At 74.0% G+C, this 17,922-nt stretch carries 17 protein-coding genes; 4 read left to right on the top strand and 13 right to left on the bottom strand.

Features of this window, described 5'->3' with window-relative positions; all coding sequences use genetic code 11:
• Nucleotides 1–130: 130 nt before the first annotated feature.
• On the bottom strand, nt 131–3,307 hold the full coding sequence (locus LRS74_RS21510; RefSeq protein WP_277742528.1) for an AMP-binding protein: 3,177 nt from the start codon (nt 3,305–3,307) through the stop codon (nt 131–133).
• Nucleotides 3,308–3,539: 232 nt separating this feature from the next.
• Here LRS74_RS21510 and LRS74_RS21505 point away from each other — a divergent pair, with 232 nt between their 5' ends.
• From LRS74_RS21505 to LRS74_RS21490, 4 genes are all read left to right on the top strand, one after another.
• A complete protein-coding gene (locus LRS74_RS21505; protein WP_277742527.1) occupies nt 3,540–4,394 on the top strand; it encodes a 4'-phosphopantetheinyl transferase superfamily protein in 855 nt (284 codons plus the stop codon).
• A gap of 7 nt (nt 4,395–4,401) precedes the next feature.
• Nucleotides 4,402–5,253 (top strand): alpha/beta hydrolase, encoded by an 852-nt coding sequence (locus tag LRS74_RS21500; RefSeq protein ID WP_277742526.1) that lies wholly within the window; start codon nt 4,402–4,404, stop codon nt 5,251–5,253.
• Nucleotides 5,250–6,896, top strand: a complete 1,647-nt coding sequence (locus LRS74_RS21495; protein ID WP_277742525.1) for an amino acid adenylation domain-containing protein — start codon at nt 5,250–5,252, stop codon at nt 6,894–6,896. Before LRS74_RS21500 ends, LRS74_RS21495 begins: the two co-directional genes overlap by 4 nt.
• 145 nt (nt 6,897–7,041) lie before the next feature.
• Nucleotides 7,042–7,695, top strand: a complete 654-nt coding sequence (locus LRS74_RS21490) for an SGNH/GDSL hydrolase family protein (RefSeq protein ID WP_277742524.1) — start codon at nt 7,042–7,044, stop codon at nt 7,693–7,695.
• A gap of 138 nt (nt 7,696–7,833) precedes the next feature.
• Here the strand turns inward: LRS74_RS21490 and LRS74_RS21485 are convergent, their stop codons facing one another.
• The 12 genes from LRS74_RS21485 to LRS74_RS21430 all read right to left on the bottom strand — a co-directional run bounded on the left by LRS74_RS21485 (nt 7,834) and on the right by LRS74_RS21430 (nt 17,823).
• Entirely contained in the window at nt 7,834–9,585 is a 1,752-nt protein-coding gene (locus tag LRS74_RS21485; protein ID WP_277742264.1) for a biotin carboxylase N-terminal domain-containing protein, read from the bottom strand.
• Between the two features lie 62 nt (nt 9,586–9,647).
• Nucleotides 9,648–10,592 carry an alpha/beta fold hydrolase gene (locus tag LRS74_RS21480; protein WP_277742523.1) on the bottom strand — a complete coding sequence of 315 codons (945 nt, stop codon included), beginning with the start codon at nt 10,590–10,592 and terminating at the stop codon, nt 9,648–9,650.
• A gap of 85 nt (nt 10,593–10,677) precedes the next feature.
• Nucleotides 10,678–11,427: a DsbA family protein gene (locus LRS74_RS21475; protein ID WP_277742522.1), complete on the bottom strand. Its 750-nt coding sequence runs from the start codon at nt 11,425–11,427 to the stop codon at nt 10,678–10,680.
• 89 nt (nt 11,428–11,516) lie between these two features.
• Nucleotides 11,517–12,287 (bottom strand): 3-oxoacyl-[acyl-carrier-protein] reductase, encoded by a 771-nt coding sequence (gene fabG / locus LRS74_RS21470; RefSeq protein ID WP_277742521.1) that lies wholly within the window; start codon nt 12,285–12,287, stop codon nt 11,517–11,519.
• An 87-nt stretch (nt 12,288–12,374) separates the two neighbouring features.
• On the bottom strand, nt 12,375–13,310 hold the full coding sequence (locus tag LRS74_RS33650; RefSeq protein WP_347178150.1) for a hotdog domain-containing protein: 936 nt from the start codon (nt 13,308–13,310) through the stop codon (nt 12,375–12,377).
• A 12-nt stretch (nt 13,311–13,322) separates the two neighbouring features.
• Nucleotides 13,323–13,574, bottom strand: a complete 252-nt coding sequence (locus LRS74_RS21460; protein ID WP_277742520.1) for an acyl carrier protein — start codon at nt 13,572–13,574, stop codon at nt 13,323–13,325.
• Between the two features lie 68 nt (nt 13,575–13,642).
• A complete protein-coding gene (locus tag LRS74_RS21455) occupies nt 13,643–14,608 on the bottom strand; it encodes an ACP S-malonyltransferase (protein WP_277742519.1) in 966 nt (321 codons plus the stop codon).
• Between the two features lie 44 nt (nt 14,609–14,652).
• A complete protein-coding gene (locus LRS74_RS21450; RefSeq protein ID WP_277742518.1) occupies nt 14,653–15,804 on the bottom strand; it encodes a beta-ketoacyl synthase N-terminal-like domain-containing protein in 1,152 nt (383 codons plus the stop codon).
• A gap of 65 nt (nt 15,805–15,869) precedes the next feature.
• Nucleotides 15,870–16,283, bottom strand: a complete 414-nt coding sequence (locus LRS74_RS21445) for a hypothetical protein (protein ID WP_277742517.1) — start codon at nt 16,281–16,283, stop codon at nt 15,870–15,872.
• Between the two features lies 1 nt (nt 16,284).
• A complete protein-coding gene (locus tag LRS74_RS21440; protein WP_144386391.1) occupies nt 16,285–16,701 on the bottom strand; it encodes a DsrE family protein in 417 nt (138 codons plus the stop codon).
• Between the two features lies 1 nt (nt 16,702).
• Nucleotides 16,703–17,029, bottom strand: a complete 327-nt coding sequence (locus tag LRS74_RS21435; RefSeq protein WP_277742516.1) for a DsrE family protein — start codon at nt 17,027–17,029, stop codon at nt 16,703–16,705.
• Nucleotides 17,029–17,823: an SDR family oxidoreductase gene (locus LRS74_RS21430; protein ID WP_277742515.1), complete on the bottom strand. Its 795-nt coding sequence runs from the start codon at nt 17,821–17,823 to the stop codon at nt 17,029–17,031. The genes LRS74_RS21435 and LRS74_RS21430 overlap by 1 nt, the downstream gene beginning before the upstream one ends.
• Between the last annotated feature and the right edge of the window lie 99 nt (nt 17,824–17,922).

The raw sequence follows: 17,922 nt of genomic DNA, 5'->3' as shown, positions 1-17,922 counted from the left end.
CACGTGCGGTACTTCGTACCGCGCGTGGTCGACGGCTCGTGACGGTCATTGGATGAAGACGGTCGGTCGGCGCACGCGGTTCGCCGGGCAGCGGCGGCATGGCCGAATTCCGACGTCCCTCAGTCGCCGCTCAGGCGGACGGGCCGCGACCGGCTGGGGTCTCCTCGGACGACCCCGGGGCGCCCGCGCCGGCGGAGGAGGGAGCGGGGGCGGTGGCCGCCCGCGCCGGCCCGCCTCCGGTCGCGCCGCCTCCGGTCGCGCCGCCCGTGGTCGCGCCGCCCGCGGCCAGCCGCACCGGGTGGTCCACCCCCCACCGCTCGCGGTACTCGTCCAGCGCTCGCTCCCGGCCGCCGTCCCAGCTCCGCCCGGCCACCCCCCGCAGCTCGCCGAGGCCGATCTGGCCCAGCTGTCGCAGCATCCGGTCTCGGGCCAACTCCCAGTGGCCGGACAGCTGTTCCGCGCGGGTAACGAGGGCCGGCCGCAGGCGGGGGGACACGGCCCGGCGGTCGGGGGCCACCATGACCCGCGCGGCCAGCTCCACCCCGCTGAGGTAGCTCTCCGCGACGGCGTCCCGGTAGCCCCCGCGCACCCCCGCGCGGGCGGCGGCCAGCCCGAAGGCGACGTGCCGGGACTCGTCCCGGGTCACATGGGTCAGCCCGTCGTCCAGGGCGTGCAGGCCGAAGCGCCGCGCGAGGGCGCGGGTGGTGCGCAGCGTGGTGGTGGCCAGCACGCCCTCCGTGATCAGGTGGTAGTACGTCAACGCCCGGTACCAGGCGTCGTGTCCGCCGTCCGCCGCGTCCCGGGCGGCGGCGGTGGCCCGGCGCAGCTCCGGTTCGAAGAGCCGGCCGTACGCCGCCGCCAGCTCCAGGGCCCCGCCGTCCGCGGGCGCGGCCAGGTCCACGCCGGCCGCACACTCCAGGTAGTCCTGGAAGAAGCGCACATGGCGCCCCTCGTCGGCGAGTTGGGTGCACAGGTAGATCCGGTCGTCCTCGGTGGGCGCCCCGTCGACCAGCGAGCTCAGCGTCTGGGTCACACACACCTCGCCGACCTCGAGCTCGGCCAGCGCGGAGAGCAGCTCCTGGCGGGCGAAGGGCCGCAGCCCGCCCCAGGTCTCGGCGTCCCGCTCCACCGCCACCTCCCGCACGCTCCACTGCTGGCGCTCCCAGCGGTCGTAGAGCTCGCGGGAGGTGGGCAGCCGCGCGGGCCGCCGCCCGGCGGGTTCCTCCGACGCGTCGAGAGGCTCCGCCCCCGGCCTGTCCGCACGCTCCGCGCGGGGCGCCTCCGCGTGCTCGGTCCGGGGTGTTTCTCCCCGCTCGGTACGGCGGGCTCCCGCCCGGTCCGCGCCGGGCGCTTCGGTGTGCTCCGCGCGGGCGGCCGGGACCGGGGCGTCGGCGTGCGACGGCTCCGCGCGGGCGACGGCACCGGCGGGGACGTCAGGCGACGGCTGCGTGGGCGCGTCGGGCGACGGCTCCGCGCGGGCGGCCTCGCCCCGCTGTCGCACCCAGGGGCGAACCGGGGTCCCGTCGTCGCCGGGCGGGCCCGAATCGCCGATCAGCTCCCAGTCGTCGGAGCCGCCCGCGCTGTCGACCAGGCGGTCCCACACCGCACGGCGGCGGGGCTTGCCGCTGGAGGTGCGCGGGACGCTGCCGCGACCGCCGCGGAGCACCACCGTGCGGACCCGCTCTGAGGTCACGGCCCGCACCTTGGCCAGCACCTCCCGCACCAGGTCGGGGTCGTCCGCGGCGTCCGCCGGCGGCCCCTCCAGGAGCACCAGGGCGAGGTCCTGGCCGGAGGCGGCGCCGAGGACGGCGGTGCAGCGGCCCGCCCGGGGGCCGAAGGCGGACGCCAGCTCCGCCTCCAGGTCCTCCGCGTACAGGCTGCGACCGCGCACCTTGAGGCTGTCCCCGATGCGGCCCAGGACGTACAACTGCCCGTCCAGCAGCAGCCCGCAGTCGCCGGTGCGCAGCACGTCGGGGGCGCCGTCGACCGGGTCCGGCACGAAGGCGGTGGCGCCGGGCGCGGCCGGGGGCAGCCCGTCCGCGGTGACGTGCCCGCGCGCCACGGAGTCACCGCGCAACTCGATCTCGCCGAAGCGGCCGTCCGGCAGGGCCGCGCCGTCCTCGTCGACGACGCGGACCGTGAGCCCGGGCACCGGCGCCCCGCAGCCGGTGAGCCAGCCGGCGCCGCCGGCCCGGTCCACGCCCAGCACCCCGCGCCCGAGCACCTCGACCGGGTCGCCCACGCGCGGCGGCCGGGGGCCGACGTCGATCAGCGGCGCGGGAGTACCGGGGGTGGTGCCGGTCGCGGCGAGGGTCGCCTCGGCCAGCCCGTAGGCCGGGACCAGACTGGTGTGCCGGAAGCCGCGCGGGGCGGTGAGCGCGGTGAAGTCGGCGGCCGCGGCCGGATCGATGCGCTCGGCACCGAGGATCGCCACCCGCCAGCCGCCGAAGTCGAGGTCGGCGATCTCCTCCGGGGTGACGCGCCGCGCGGCGTAGCCGTAGCCGAAGCCGGGAGCGGTGGTGAGGGTGGCGCCGTGCGCGCCGAAGCACTCCAACCAGCGGCGCGGCGAGCGGAGGAACTGCTCCGGGGTCATCAGCCACAGGTCGGTCCCGGAGACCACCGGGGTGATCATCGCCCCGATCAGGCCCATGTCGTGGTGGAGCGGCAGCCAGCTGGCGAAGGCGTCCTGGTCGCTCCAGTCCAACCAGCGCCTGATGGCCGCCACATTGGCCCGCAGGTTCTCCCAGGAGACCCGGACGCCCTTGGGGTTGCCGCTGGAGCCGGACGTGAACTGGAGCAACGCGTCCCGCGGCGGGGCGGCACGGTGCGCCCCGGGGCCGACCGGCCCGCCGGTGCCCCGCGCGGGCTCCGGCACCGCGCCCGCGTCGCCCACCGGATGGGTCAGGACCCGGCCGGCCAGCCCGGCGGCGGTGGCGGCGGCCGCGGCGGTGGCGTACGCCTTCTCGTCCGTCAGCACCGCGACCGGCCGGGCCGTGCGCAGGATGCCGGTCACATGGTCCGGGTGTCCGGAGCGGTCCCGGAAGGCGGTGGCCGGGGCGATCGGCGACGGGGTACACCCGGCGAGCAGCACACCGAAGAAGCCGGTGACGAACCGCCGCGGGTCCGCGGTCAGCAGGTTCACCACCCCGGCCGCGGGCGGCGGGCCGAGGTGGTCGCGCAGGGCGGCCGCGACGGCCAGGGATTCGGCGGCGAGGTCCGCGTAGGAGCGGAACAGCCAGCCCTGGCCGGGGGCGGCGAAGCGGATTCCCCGGGTCGGTGACGGATCTTCGAGCCAGTTCAGGAGCACGCTGAAAGCGCAGCACACATCGCGGCCGTGCGCCAGGTTTCGCCGCGGCTGGCAACAACTGGCCCGCGTACCGCCGCCGCCCCGGCACCGGTCCACGTCCGCGTCAGGTTCCTGTCGTCGCAACCGCTCGAAGATCACCCCCGGGGCGTTCTAGGCTCACCCGTGGGGGCGCGAACAGGTGCGTGAGCGCACGGCAGTCGCGTGACGCAGGGACGCGGGGGTAGCGGGGATCATGCTCAACAGCACGGCCGGCACGGCATATCCGGCGCGTGCGGCGGGGACGGGCGACGCGCCCCGGGCCGCCACCGCGTCCGTCGAACCCTGGGGGCCCGCGGCCCCGCCCCCCAGCCCCGAGGACCTTCCCGGCCCCGGCCGTGTCGCGGTCTGGCTGCTGTCGTTGTCGGCCAACCTCGCCCCGGCGGCGGTGGCGGACGGGATGCTGGACGCCGAAGAGGCCCGGCGCGCGGCGCGGTTCAAGGACGCCGGGCTGCGCGAGCGCTATGTCACCTCCCACGTCGGGCTGCGGACGCTGCTCGGCGGCTATCTGGGCGTGGACCCGGCCGCGGTCGCCCTGACCCGCGAGCTCTGCGGCATGCCGGACTGCGAGAAGCCGCACGGGCGCCCGGCGTTGGCGGAGCACACCGGACTCCACTTCTCGCTGTCGCACTCCGAGGACGCCGCCATGGTCGCGGTGGCACGGAGCGTCGTGGGCGCCGACATCGAGTCCGCGCGGGCGCGCCGCAGCGGGGTGGACCTCACCCGCGCGCTGCACCCGGACGAGCGGGCCGCGATCGCGGCGCTGCCCGAGTCGCTGCGCGACGAGGCGTTCCTGAGTTGCTGGGTGCGGAAGGAGGCGTATCTGAAGGGCATCGGCACCGGGCTGCCCGGCGGCATCCGCACCCATCACGTGGGCCTGGCCGAGGGGTTGGCGCCCGCCGGCTCCCCGGTCCCGGCGGGCTGGGCGCTCGTCGACGTGGCGGCGCCGCCCGGCTACCATGCCGCCGTGGCCGTCCGCACCCCCGCCGGCGACACCGTCGCCGCCAGCGGCCGACCCCTCGTTACCCTCCGCCATCTGACGCTGGGCTGATACCGCGATGCCTGTGCTCCACACCACCCACGGGGCGCTCGAATACGTGTGGATCGACGGCCGTTCGGATCTCGCCCCGCTGGTCTACCTCCACCACGGCCTGGGCTGTGTCTCCACCTGGCGCCGCTTCCCGTACGCGGTCGCCGAGGCCACCGGGCGCCCGGCGCTGGTCTACACCCGACACGGCTACGGCCGCTCCGCGCCGACCGAACTGCCCCGCCCCGCCGACTACATGGAACGCGAGGCGCACGAGGTGCTGCCCGAGGTGCTGGACCGGCTGGGGGTGCGCGCCCCGGTCCTGGTCGGACACAGCGACGGCGCCGCCATCGCGCTGCTGCACGCCGCTCGGGGCCGCCGCCCGGTCACCGCGCTGGCGCTGCTGGGACCGCTGGTCTTCGTGGAGGACCGCACGCTCCGCGCCATCCGCGCGGTGCGCGAGGCGTACGAGTCGGGGGCGGCGGCGTACGCGTCGGGCGCCGCGCGGGCGCCGGGGGCCGACGGCGACGCGGTCCTGCTGCGGCGGAAGGTCGCGATGTTCCACGAGGACCCCGACGCGGCGCTCCACGGCTGGAGCGACGTCTGGCTGTCGCCGACCTTCCGCGGCTGGAGCATCGAGGACCGGCTGGCCCGGGTCACCGCGCCCACGCTGGTGGTGGGCGGCACCGCCGACGAGTTCGCCACCCCCGCCCAGGTCGCGGCGATCGAGCGCGGGCTGGCCGGCCCGGTGCGCCGGGTGGACCTCCCCCACGGCGACCATCTGCTGCTGCACAGCGCCCGTCTGGAGTCCCGCGCCGCGCTGGTCGACTTCCTGACCGGACTCGACGCCCCCGCGGGGGACGCCCGGGGCGCGCGCCCGTGACCGGCCCCTCGCCGGGGCCGTCGTCGCGCCCCGACGCCTCCGACACCCCCGGCGACCGCGGCACCCCCGGTGATCCCGGCCTGCCCGACGTCGCGGACCGCTTGGACCAGCCGCTGGCCGCCGCCGCCCGCCGGCACCCGGACCGCCCCGCCCTCGCCGCCGACGGGCTGGTGCTGAGCTACGCCGAACTCGACGGACGGGTCGACGAGGTGGCGGCCCGGCTCGCCGCACACGGCGTGCGCCCCGGCGACCGCGTCGGCGTCCACGCGCCCAAGGGCGTGACGGCCGTGACCGCCCTCTACGCGGCGCTGCGCGCGGGTGCCGTGGTGGCCCCGCTGGACCCCGCGGAGCCCCGGTCCCGCACCGCGCGCATGGTGCACGGGGCGGGGCTGCGGACGCTGCTCACCACGGCGGACGCCGAGCCGGCGGCGCGCCGGCTCGCGGGGGACCCCGCCGAGGGCGTCCGGGGACTGCCGCACGGGCTGTCGCTGGTGCCGCTCCCCGCCACCGCCCCCGACCCGGGCGACCCGACCGAGGGCGCGGGCGGCTATGTGCTGTTCACCTCCGGGAGCACCGGCTGGCCCAAGGGGGTGCTGCTGAGCCACCGGAACGTGCTGCACTTCGCGCGCTGGGCGGCCGCCGAGTTCCGCCTCGACGCCACCGACCGGGTCGGCTCGCAGTCCCCGCTCACCTTCGACCTCAGCACCTTCGACCTGTTCTCGTCCGCGCTCGCCGGCGCCTGCGTCCATCTGCTGCCGGAGGTGCTGCGGCTCTTCCCGCGCGACGTGGTGGGCTGGCTGGGGCGGGAGGAGATCTCGGTCTTCTACGCCGTGCCGACCTTCTACCGACTGCTGCTGCTCGGCGGCGGGATCGCGAAGGCCCCGCCGCCGGCGCTGCGCCTCGCCGCCTTCGCCGGAGAACCGTTCCCCCCGCACCTCCTGGAGGACTACGTGCGGTGCTTCCCCCGGGTGCGGTTCTACAACCTCTACGGGCCGACCGAGACCAACGTCTGCACCTACGAGCCGCTGCCGCCCGGCTGGACGGCCGCGGACGGGCTCTCCGCCGGACGGGCCCTGCCCGGCGACCACATCGAGGTGACCGACGCCGACGGAGGGTGGACCGACGGCGAGGGGGAGGTGCGGGTCGCGGGCGAGACCGTCTTCCTCGGCTATCTGGCCGACGGCGGGCGGCTGACCGATCCGACGCGCCCGGTGCGGTTCCGTGACGGCACGGTGCGCCGCGCCTACGCCACCGGGGACCTGGGCCGGCTGGCCGCCGACGGCCGGCTGGAACTGCACGGCCGACGGGACCACCAGGTCAAGCGGCGCGGGGTGCGGATCGAACTGCGGGAGATCGAGAGCGTGCTGCTCGAGGTGGAGGGGGTGACGGCGGCCGCCGTGGTCGCCAAGACATGTCCCGGACATGTCGGGGAACTGTGGGCGTATGTCGTGGCGTCCGGTCTTCATAGGGGGAGCGTCAACCGGGCGATGGCGCATGCCCTGCCCCGGCGGATGTTTCCCGACCGCGTCCTGATCTGTGACGGCCTGCCGTCCACGGCGCGCGGCAAGACCGACCGGACCAGGCTCGCGGGGCTGCCCGGCCCGCCCCCCACGGCCCCGCCCACAGGAGGTGCCAGCTCGTGACGCAGGTCAACACGCATCCGCGCATCGGAGTGAACGACGGGTCGAGCGTCCAGGACCACCCCGCCGAAGGGGCATACTGCACCGGACCGCATGCCCGCCGACGGATCGACGGCGTCGGCATGGTGACCGCGGAAGGAGCGAGCCGATGAGCGAGGCCAAGGACCCGCACTGCCTCAGCGACAGCGAGATCGACAAGCTCCTGAGCGGCGCCCCCTGGCGCCGGTTCGTGGTGATGGGCGACAGCCACGCCGAGGGGCTCGGCGATCCCGTGCCCGGCTACCGCAGCCTGTCCTGGGCGGACCGCACCGCGGAGGCGCTGCGCCGGCAGCAGCCGGACCTGGCCTACCTCAACCTGGGGCAGCGCAACCTCAGCGCGGGACGGGTGCGGGACACCCAGCTCGCCCCCGCGCTGGACTTCGGGCCCGACCTGGCCGTGCTGCACTGCGGCGGCAACGACCTGCTCGGCCACGACTTCGACGCCGTCGTCGTCGCCGGCACCCTGGAGGGAATGATCGTCGCGCTGCGCGACGTGGGCGCCGACGTCGTCATGGCCGGCCTGATCGACCTCACCCTGGCCTTTCCGCGGCTCGCGGTGCTGCACGATCGGATGATGGCGTTCAACGAGGCCGCGGAGGCGGTGGCCCACCGCCACGGCGCGCTGTTCATCGACAAGTGGACCCATCCGGCGCGCGAGCAACGCGACCTGTTCAGCCGGGACATGCTGCACCCGTCCATGCGCGGCCACGCCGTCTCCGCCACCGAGCTGATCAAGGTCCTGAGCGGCCGGCTGCGGCACTGAGCCGGAGCGTGACTCCGCGCGCGGCGCCGGTGGATCGAGGCGACCGAAGGCGCCCGTACGCGCGGGCGAGGACGGCGCCCGCGGTCACGGGGCCGTCCTCGGGCGACGTCGCCTCGCGGCGTCCGCGCGGTGGGCGTCTCAGTCCTTGATCTCGCAGATGACGGCGCCGGAGGTGATGGACGCGCCGACCTCGGCGGCCAGTCCCTTGACCGTGCCCGCGCGGTGCGCGTTCAGCGGCTGCTCCATCTTCATCGCCTCCAGGACCACGATCAGCTCGCCCTCGGCGACCTGCTGACCCTCCTCGACCGCCACCTTCACGATCGTGCCCTGCATCGGCGACGCCAACGCGTCACCCGAAGCCGCCGAACCCGACTTACGAGCCGCCTTCCGCTTCGGCTTACGCGCACCCCCACCTCCGGCGGCCGCGGTCGCCACACCGAGAGACGCGGGCAGGGACACCTCCAGCCGCTTACCCCCGACCTCGACCACCACGGTCTCGCGGGACTCCGCCTCAACCTCCTCCACACCGGTGGGCGTGTAGGCGGGGATGGTGTTGACGAACTCCGTCTCGATCCACCGCGTGTGCACCGTGAACGGATCGGAGGTGAACGCCGGGTCGGTGACCACGGCCCGGTGGAACGGGATCGCGGTCGCCATCCCCTCCACCCTGAACTCCGCCAGAGCCCGCGCCGCCCGCTGCAACGCCTGCTCACGGGTCGCACCGGTCACGATCAACTTGGCCAGCAGCGAGTCCCACGCCGGACCGATCACCGACCCGGACTCCACACCCGCGTCCAACCGCACACCCGGACCCGACGGCGGGGCGAACAGCGTGACCGTGCCCGGAGCGGGCAGGAAGTTACGACCCGGGTCCTCACCGTTGATCCGGAACTCGAACGAGTGCCCCCGCACCGCAGGGTCCCCGTAACCGAGCTCCTCACCATCGGCGATCCGGAACATCTCCCGCACCAGATCGATCCCCGTGACCTCCTCGGTCACCGGGTGCTCCACCTGAAGCCGGGTGTTCACCTCCAGGAACGAGATCGTGCCATCGCTGCCGACCAGGAACTCCACCGTGCCGGCACCCACATAACCGGCCTCCTTCAAGATGGCCTTGGACGCCGCGTACAACTGCGCGTTCTGCTCCGGGGTGAGGAACGGAGCCGGGGCCTCCTCCACCAGCTTCTGATGACGCCGCTGAAGCGAGCAGTCACGGGTGGAGACCACCACCACGTTGCCATGCCGGTCGGCCAGACACTGCGTCTCCACATGCCGCGGCTTGTCCAGGTAGCGCTCCACGAAGCACTCACCCCGACCGAAGGCGGCCACCGCCTCCCGCACCGCGGACTCATACAGCTCCGGCACCTCCTCCAGCGTGCGGGCGACCTTCAGACCACGCCCACCACCACCGAAAGCAGCCTTGATCGCGATCGGCAGCCCATGCTCCCGCGCGAACGCCACGACCTCCTCCGCACCCGAGACCGGGTCAGGAGTACCCGCGACCAACGGAGCACCCGCACGCTGAGCGATATGACGAGCGGCGACCTTGTCACCCAGATCCCGGATCGCCTGCGGCGGCGGACCGATCCAGGTCAACCCCGCATCGATCACAGCCTGCGCGAACTCCGCGTTCTCAGACAGGAACCCGTACCCCGGATGCACCGCGTCCGCACCCGACTCCGCCGCCGCGGCCAACACCTTGGCCATATCCAGATAACTGGCCGCCGGAGTGTCACCGCCCAGCGCGTAGGCCTCGTCAGCCGCACGCACATGCACCGCGTCCCGGTCCGGCTCGGCGTACACAGCTACGCTCGCGATCCCGGCATCCCGACAGGCACGGGCAACGCGGACAGCGATTTCGCCACGGTTGGCGATGAGCACCTTGCGCATGCTCTCTCTTCCCTTTTCCTGAAGAACCCCGTCCACCGAGGACGGACAGTTGCATTGTCGTGCTAGCCGAGGGCCCGTTTGAGGAAGTCGAGGACGACATTCGCGTAAGTCTCGGGATCGGCGCGCAGCCCCAGGAGGTGCTCGGCCCCCGGCAGCACATGGGTCTCGGCCTGCGGAAACCGCTCGGCCAGCGCATCGACGGAGGAGGGCGGCACGATGGCGTCCCGCTCACCGGACATGAACAGCAGGGGGATCCGTGCGAACTTGCCGGTGACCGGCGGCGGCCACTGGGCCCGGATCATCGCCGTGCCCAGGGCGCACAGCACTCCGGTGACCACCGCCCGCGAGGGCTCGCCACCCAGCGGCCCCGGCATCGGCAGCTCGTCGGCCTCGAGGAACTTCCGGAACAGCGGCGGCACATCGTGCCCGGGGCCGCTGTCGCAGACCATCGCGTCCACCTCGAAGCCCGAGTGGGTGAGCGCCCACATGGACGAGAAGCAGGAGAAGGAGAAGCCGTATATGGCGAAGCGCGCATCGCCGTAGCCGCGCACCCTGCGCAGGTGCCCGACCACGGCGGTGATGTCGCTGGCGAAGCGGTCGCCGAGGCCGCGCCAGGACGCGTCCTGACTGCTGGCCCCGTGGTTGCGGTGATCGAACAGACAGACGGTGTAGCCGGCCTCGTGCAGGAACTTCGCATGTTCGAGACTGCGCACCTTGCTGGCGCCCATCCCGTGCCCGAGCACCACCACCCGCTCCGGCGAGCCCGGGCACAGCCAGGCGTGGACATACCTCCCGGCGCGGAACGGCACCTTCACCTCGGTGCACGGCAGGCCGTGGTCCCGGGGGTGGCCGGCCTCGGCCGGTACCACCCGGCGCCGGGGATGGAAGGCGCGATACGCCAGCGCCGCGCCGTACAACGGCGCTATCGGCAGCGCCGCCGCCGACAGCGCCCGGCTCCTGAGCGTGGCATGCCGGTCCCGACGGGCCGGAATCCTCGACTCGGGCATCTGCGCTTCCTCCTGGTGGCAGTGGGGGTCCGTCAGGACTCACAGGCAGTCTCGCACCGCTCGGCGCGGACGGTCGCCGAGATGGTCAGCCGCAGCCACCGGGGTGGCCCTGATCACCCGCCAGGGCCGCCGTGAAGTCCGCCTCGGGCAGTACTTCCGCGGGGGCGCCGGACGCGGCGGGAGCGGCGTCGGCGGGCGCGCCGTCGAGCGACGCGCGGACCGACTCCACGAACGCCGGAAGCCGGTCCACCCCCCAGAACTTGTCGAAGCCGTGGGTGAAGAACGGCGGCCCGAAGGCGCCGGCGTCGCTCAACGCCAGCAGCGCCTCGTGCGCCTCCTTCTCGCGCAGCCCCGGATCGGTGGCGGCGCCGGTCATCCGGTCCACCGGAAGCCCGAGCTCCGCCGCGAGCACGGCGATGGTCGCCGGGTCGCAGATGTCCATGCCGCGATGCCAGCGGGCCTCGTAGACGGCGCTGACGTACTCCGGGGCCCGACCCAGCTCCCGGGCGACGAAGTACGGCAGGTGCGGCACCTCCCAGACCGGGTCCCGGTCCACCGGCCAGGTCACCGACAGGCCGCGGTCGCGGGTCAGCCGGCGCACGTCCTGGAGGATGTAGAGGTGCTTCTCCTTGGACATCGCGACGTAGGAGAACGTACCGCCGGCCTCGTTCAGCCGGCGCTCGTTGGCCGCGTCCGGCTCCCACCACGGGCGCCATTCGAGCACCCGTGCGACGTCGGGATAACGTTCCATCAGATCATGATAGGCGAGCCATGCGTACGGGCTGCGGAAATTGAAATAGAAGACCGGATGCGTGCTGCGCTTTCTGCGCGCCATGGCCGTCATCCCCTCTTTGCGAGAGTTTTGCGAAAGTCTTTCCGAACGTCTTTCCGAACGTCGTGGCCGGCCGCCGCGGCCCGGGGTGCTCAGAGGATGATGCCGCCGTCGATCTGCAACACGCTGCCCGTCACGTACCCCGCCCGGACCAGGTACGACACCCCGTCCGCGACCTCGTCCGCGGTGCCGAAGCGACGCAGCGGAATGCCCTTGACCGCCTCGGTCCTGAGCGAGTCGGTCAGGACCGAGGTCATATCGGTGTCGATGAATCCCGGCGCGATGGCATTGACCCGGATGTTGTACCGGCCGCCCTCCTTGGCGAGCGACTTGGTGAAGCCGATGATTCCCGCCTTGGTGGCCGCGTAGTTGGTCTGGGTGGCATTGCCGTAGACACCCGCCACGGAGGATATGTTGATGATGCAGCCGGACTTGCGCTTCATCATTTCGAAGACCACCGCGCGGCACACGTTGTAGGTGCCGTTGAGATTGACGTCGACGACCCGGTGCCAGTCCTCGTCCTTCATCAGCAGGAGCGGGTTGTCCCGGGTGATGCCGGCCGAGGTGACGACCACCTCGACGGCGCCCAGCCGCTCCTCGGTCCAGGCGACGAACTCCCGTACCGAGGTCGCGTCGGAGACGTCGGCCTGCCTGCCGACGATCCGCAGGCCCTCCTCCTCGGCCTCCTTCTCCAGGGCTCGGGCGGCGTCCGGGTTGGACTGGTAGCAGAACGCCACGTCGAAGCCGTCACGGGCGAGCCGCAGCGCGGCGGCCCGGCCGATCCCCCGTGAGCCGCCCGAGACCAGGGCGACCTTCCTCTCGACGGCCTTCTCAGCGGCGGACGGTGCGGATGCTGCGGACACTTCTGGTGCTCCTGTCGATCGCTTGACGCTGGACATCGCTTGCGGACGTGCGGATAGGGGAGTCACGGGAGGGAGGCCAGGGGACGGTCACGCCGTCGGGCGGCCGGTCAGCTCCTCGGCGGGGCGCATCGCCATCACCACCGAGCCGACCCTCATCACGGGCTCGCCCGCGACCAGACTCTCCCCCTCGACGAACATGGTGTCGCGCAGCGCGCGCACCAGCCGGACCCGGTGTTCGACCACGTCGCCGGGGCGCACCGGGCGCAGATAGGCGACGTCGGAGATGGCGCCGAAGAGCATGACCTGTCCGGCCAGCACATCGGGGTTGGGCGTGTCGTGGGCGACCAGCACCCCCGCCGACTGGCACCAGGACTCGACCAGCAGGGTCTCGGGGTAGTGGTAGTCCGTGGCGGCCGCCTTGTCCGGCAGCGCCTGGTACCAGGGCTCGTTGCAGCTGACGGACTTCACGGCGGTCAGCCGCTCGCCGGGCACCAGCGCCTCGACCCGGTCCACCAGCAGCATCGGGTAGCGGTGCGGCAGGATCCGCTTGATCGCCTCGGTGGTGAGCGGGGCGGCGGCCGTCTCCGCGGCCGGCGGACTCACCGGGGGCTCCCCCGTCCAGGCCGCCGGCTCGGTCGCGTAGCGCAGCCGGACCTTGGCGGACGGGCCGCGCTCGGTGCCGGCGACGGCCTGGCAGCGCCAGCCGTCCCCGCGCCGGGTCCAGGTGATCTCGGTGGTGAGGGTGTCGCCGGGGAAGACCGGGCTGAGGAACCGGGTCGACTCGACGGCCGCCAGGGACCAGGCTTCGCCCGGCTCGGGGAAGGTGGCCAGCGCACTGCGGTGCACATACTCGACGATGCACACACCCGGGAATATCGGAAATCCCGGGTAATGGCCGACGAACACCTTTTCGCTGTCTTCCGTGACGGTGACCCGGGTCCGGGCGCGGGCGCCGTCGCCCGCCCCGGACTCGAGAATCTCCGGCGTGCCGTCGACCGGGGTGACACTGCTGAGGGTCGGCATCTTCCTTCTCTTCTACTTCCTTATTTTCTCTGCGAGCAGGTCGTGCACCCGGCGCAGGCTGGTGATGTCCTTGAGCTCCTCTTCCCGGAGCTTGACCTCGTACTTCTTCTCCAGGACGACCATGACGCCGAGCGCCATCAGCGAGTCGACGTCCAGGTCCTCGGTGAAATGCGCCTCGTCGGTCAGCAGGTCCTCGTCGATGTCCAGCACCTCGGCGACGGTGGCCCGCAGGTCTTCCATGTCGATAACGGCGGTGTCATTCACGGGGAGTGACTCCTCATCAGAATCGGGGGATGGTGACGCCGCCTATCGTGCCAGCCCCCGACGCGAGGTCATATCGCGGTCAGCACTTCGGGTTTGTCGACGGCGACCCTCTCCACGTCGGTCGCGATCCGCCGGATCATCCCGATGAGCTGACGCCCCGGTCCCAGCTCCAGGAAGCGGGTGCAGCCGAGCTCCTCGGCGAGGGTGCGCACGCTCTCCTCCCAGCGCACCGGGCTGGTGAGCTGGCGCAGTTCGCGCTCCCGCCACGCCTCGGATCCGGGGTGCGGGCGGGCGTCCACGTTGGCGACCACGGGGACCGTCCCGGGGGCGAAGTCCGCCGTCTCCAGGGCGATGCCCAGCGCGTCGGCGGCCGGTGCCATCAGCGGGCTGTGGAAGGCCCCGCCGACGGCGATCCGGATCAGCTTGCCGCCGGCCTCGCGGGCCGGCTCCTCCAGGGCCGCCACCCCCTCCGCCGTACCGGAGACCACCACCGCGCCGGGCGCGTTGACATTGGCCACCCAGACCCGCTGCCCGGTCGCGCGCGCCGCCTCCGTCAGCTCCTCCACCACCGGGGTGGTCAGCTTGACGATCGCCGCCATGGTGCCGGGGGCGGTCTCCGCTGCCTCGCGCATCGCCCGGCCGCGGGCGGCGATCAGCCGGGCCGTGTCGGCGAGCGACAGCACCCCGGCGGCGTGCAGGGCGGTGTACTCCCCCAGGCTGTGTCCGGCGCAGGCCACCACCCGGCCCAGCGCCCCGGCGGCGGCCGCCTCCCGGTAGGCCAGCACCTCGGTGCTGAACACCGCGATCTGCGCCAGGTCGGTGCGCCTGAGCGTCGCGTCGTCGGCCCGGAGGATCAGGTCCTCGACGTCCATCCCGATGTACTCGGAGATCTCGGCCACCACCGGCCAGGCGGCGCTGTCCCGCCAGACGGCGCCCATGCCCTGCTTCTGGGCGCCCTGGCCGGGGAAGACCAGCGCCGTGCGGGGGCCGCCCGCCCGGCCGTCCCGCGTCTCGTCCCGCACTGCCGTCGTCATCTCGCTCGTCTCCTGTCCGTGTCCTCGTCCGCCGGTCGTCCCGGTCAGCGGGTGCGCAGCAGCGCCGCGCCGACCACGCCGTCCCGGTCGACCGAGGTGACCAGGGCGACCGTCCCGGCCGCCGTCTCCCCGGTCTCCGCCAGCGCCAGCACCGCGGCGACCTGGAAGGCCGCCGAGGCCGCGTAGGTGTCGCCGATCGAGTCGGCGCAGGCCAGCCGGCGCGGGGCCGCGCCGGCGAACACCTCGTCCAGGGCGGCGCGTTCGGCCGTCCCGAGGGCGCCCGGCGCCTGGGAGTCCGCGACCAGCCCCACGTCGCCCGGGGCCGTGCCGGTGCGCTCCAGGAGCCGACGCACGGTGTCCGTGAGCACACCGCGGGCCTGCTCGGCCTCGGCGGCGAAGCCGAACTCGAGGCCGGCGACCTCGGCCAGCCCGCGTCGCCCGTTCCCGGCCGCGGTCTCGGCGGGCTCCAGCAGCCACACCGCCGCGCCCTCGCCGAGCGTCCCGCCGTCCGTCGCGGCGCCGTCGGCGGCCGCCTCGCGGGTGTGCCACTCCAGCCAGGCGCGGGCGGCGGAGAACTCCTCCACGGCGCCGCACAGCACGCTGCCGGCGCGCCCGGCGCGCTGCAGGCGCAGCGCGTACTGGAGCGCCAGCAGCCCGGTGGCGCGGCCGCCGGCGATGGTGGTGTTGGGGCCCTTGAGCCGGTGCCAGATGGCGGACTGGCCGGCCGCGCAGTTCATCACCGTGTTGGGGAACCGGGCCGGGTCGACGAAGAAGGGCCGCTCGCTGACGAGCGAGTCGCGGGTGAAGTCCATCATGCTCTGCGCGCTGCCGGTGCTGGTGCCCAGTGCCAGGCCGGTGTCCTCGCCGACCCCGGCCAGCCGGCCGCCCTCGGCGGCGTCGGCGCCCTCCGCTGCCGCTCCGCCCCCGGCGAGGAGGTGCCGGAGGGCGGTGACGGCCAGACCGGTGGCCCGGTCCATGGAGCGGGTGCCCTTGCGCCCCAGCACGGCCTTGATGTCGAAGTCCGGGACCAGACAGGCAGCCTCGTACGGCACGGACCACTCCTCGCGGGGCAGCGGGCGGTCGGCCCGCCGCCCCGACCGCAGCCCGGAGGCGAAGTCCTCCCCGCGCAGGCCCCAGGGCGAGACGGCGGCCCATGCCGAGATGAGCGGTCCGCTCGTGGCGGTGGCGGAAACCATGGTTGCGTGTGCTCCTTCACTGGTGGCTGAGGGGTCTGCGGGGGTGTGGGGCGCGGGCGCGGCGGTCACAGGAACCACACCCGCTCGTAGTCGTTCCAGCGGTCGGTCAGGGCGTGGGCCGCGACCCGGCGCGCGCCGGGGAGCAGCCGGTCGGCGGCGCTGCGCCCGAGCCGGGCCAGGTCGGGCTCCTCGACGTGGACGCCGACCCCGTCGTCGATCAGGGTGCGCACCGAGGCGCGCGGGTCGGGCAGGGTGTCGAGGGTGCGGGTGCCCAGCCGGACGGCGGGCACATGGTCCGTCTCCACCGCGTAGCCGGCGGCCAGCCCGCGCAGCAGCAGGTCCAGACCGCGGGAGCGCTGGTGGAACTCGCGTACGGCGTAGAGCACGTCGGCGAACTGGGTCTCGACCGTGCCGCGGTAGCCGCGTTCGACCACCACCAGCAGCCGCCGCGCCGGACGGTCCACGGGGGTCTCGGTCATCTCAGAACCTCCCCATGACCAGGGCCTGGTCGGCCGCCCGCACATGGTTCATGAACAGGAACGGCTGCCGGGTGCGGACCTCGGGGATCTGGTCGGCCGCGCCGCGCGCCTCGGCGCAGAAGTGGCAGACGTACCAGTCGATCAACCCGGGGTGGTCGGCCATCAGATCGCCGATCACGCGGGCCGTGGACGGGTAGGCCCGGTCCCAGTCGGCGTAGTTGCGCGGCAGCTCCCCGCCCACCCCGGTGCGGGTCAGATGGGTGGAGTCGCCGCAGGTCCAGAAGGCGACGCGGGCCCCCCGGTCGAGGACGGCCTGGGCCAGCCGCAGCGCGCTGAGCAGCATGTCGTTCTGGTGCGGGGCGCCGAAGAGGGCGAAGAGGACCGCGGTGCGCGGGGTGCCGTGGGCGGTGTGGGCCATGTCAGTGCCACACCGCCCGTATGCCGGGGGTCAGCAGCCGCTCGGCCACCTCGTCCATGTCCACGAGCCGGGCCGCGGGCAGCAGGTCCGCGGCGGCCAGGGCGCGCCGCCCCAGGGAGTAGCCGTCGACGTAGAGCCGGCCGCCGTGCCGGAGCAGTTCGGCCATCGGGGGCAGCGCCCCGGGCAGCGCGGCGGTCACCCCGTTCTCCACCAGGAACAGCACCACCTCGTCCCCGGCGGCGGCCAGCCGCGCGGCGTCGCCGACGAAGCGCTCGCAGCCGGGGCCCTCGTCGGGGCCGGTGCTCTCGATCAGCAGGTGCTCGGCCATCAGCTGGTGAGCACCTCCCCGCCGTCCACGCCGATGACGTTGCCGGTGATCCACGAGGACGCGGTGCGGGACAGCGTCACCACCGCCTCGGCCACGTCGTCGGGGCGGGTCAGCCGGCCGTGCGGGTTGGTGCGCGCCGCGCGCTCGACCATCTCGCCGTGCTCGGGGATGCGCTCCAGGGACGGGGTCAGGGTCACGCCGGCGCGCAGCGCGTTGACCGCCACCCCGCTGGGGGCGAGCTCCACGGCGAGCTGCCGGACATGGGCCTCCAGCGCGGTCTTGGCGGCGGAGACCGCCCCGTAGTTCGGGGAGACATGGGTGTCCCCGGCGCTGGTCAGGGCGTAGATCTTGGACCCCGGGGCGAGCAGCCCGGCGGCGTGCAGGTCCTGGGTCCAGTAGACGAGGCTGTGCGCCATCACGTCCAGCGTCATGTTCATCTGCCGGGGGGTGACGGGCTTGCCCGCCCCGGTGGGGAGGTACGGCGCCAGGGTGCCGAAGGCGAGCGAGTGGAGCAGGATCCGCACCGGGCGGCCGCCGGTGAGCTCGGCGAACCGGGGCACGAGCGCACGGCGGGTGGCGGCCTGCGCGGCGTCGGCGTTGACGAAGTGCGCCTCGACGCCCAGCGCGCGCAGCTCCTCCGCGGCCACGGCCGCCTTCTCCTGGCCCTCGCCCAGGTCGAAGTGGACGCCGAGCACGCTGACGCCCTCGCGCGCCAGGCGCTGGGCGGTGGCGAGCCCGATGCCGCTGGAGACCCCCAGCACCAGCGCCCAGGAACCCTTGAGTGACTCCGTCACGGACCTCTCTCCTCGTCTCTTCGTCTCCGGACCGCCGCGCCGCCGCGTCGCTTCGTCGCCGCGTCGCCTTGTCGCCCTGTCGCTCTCGTGTCGCCGTGT

This window comes from Streptomyces sp. LX-29, from assembly GCF_029541745.1.
Taxonomy (GTDB): domain Bacteria; phylum Actinomycetota; class Actinomycetes; order Streptomycetales; family Streptomycetaceae; genus Streptomyces.
This window is presented reverse-complemented; position numbering and strand designations above follow the sequence as displayed.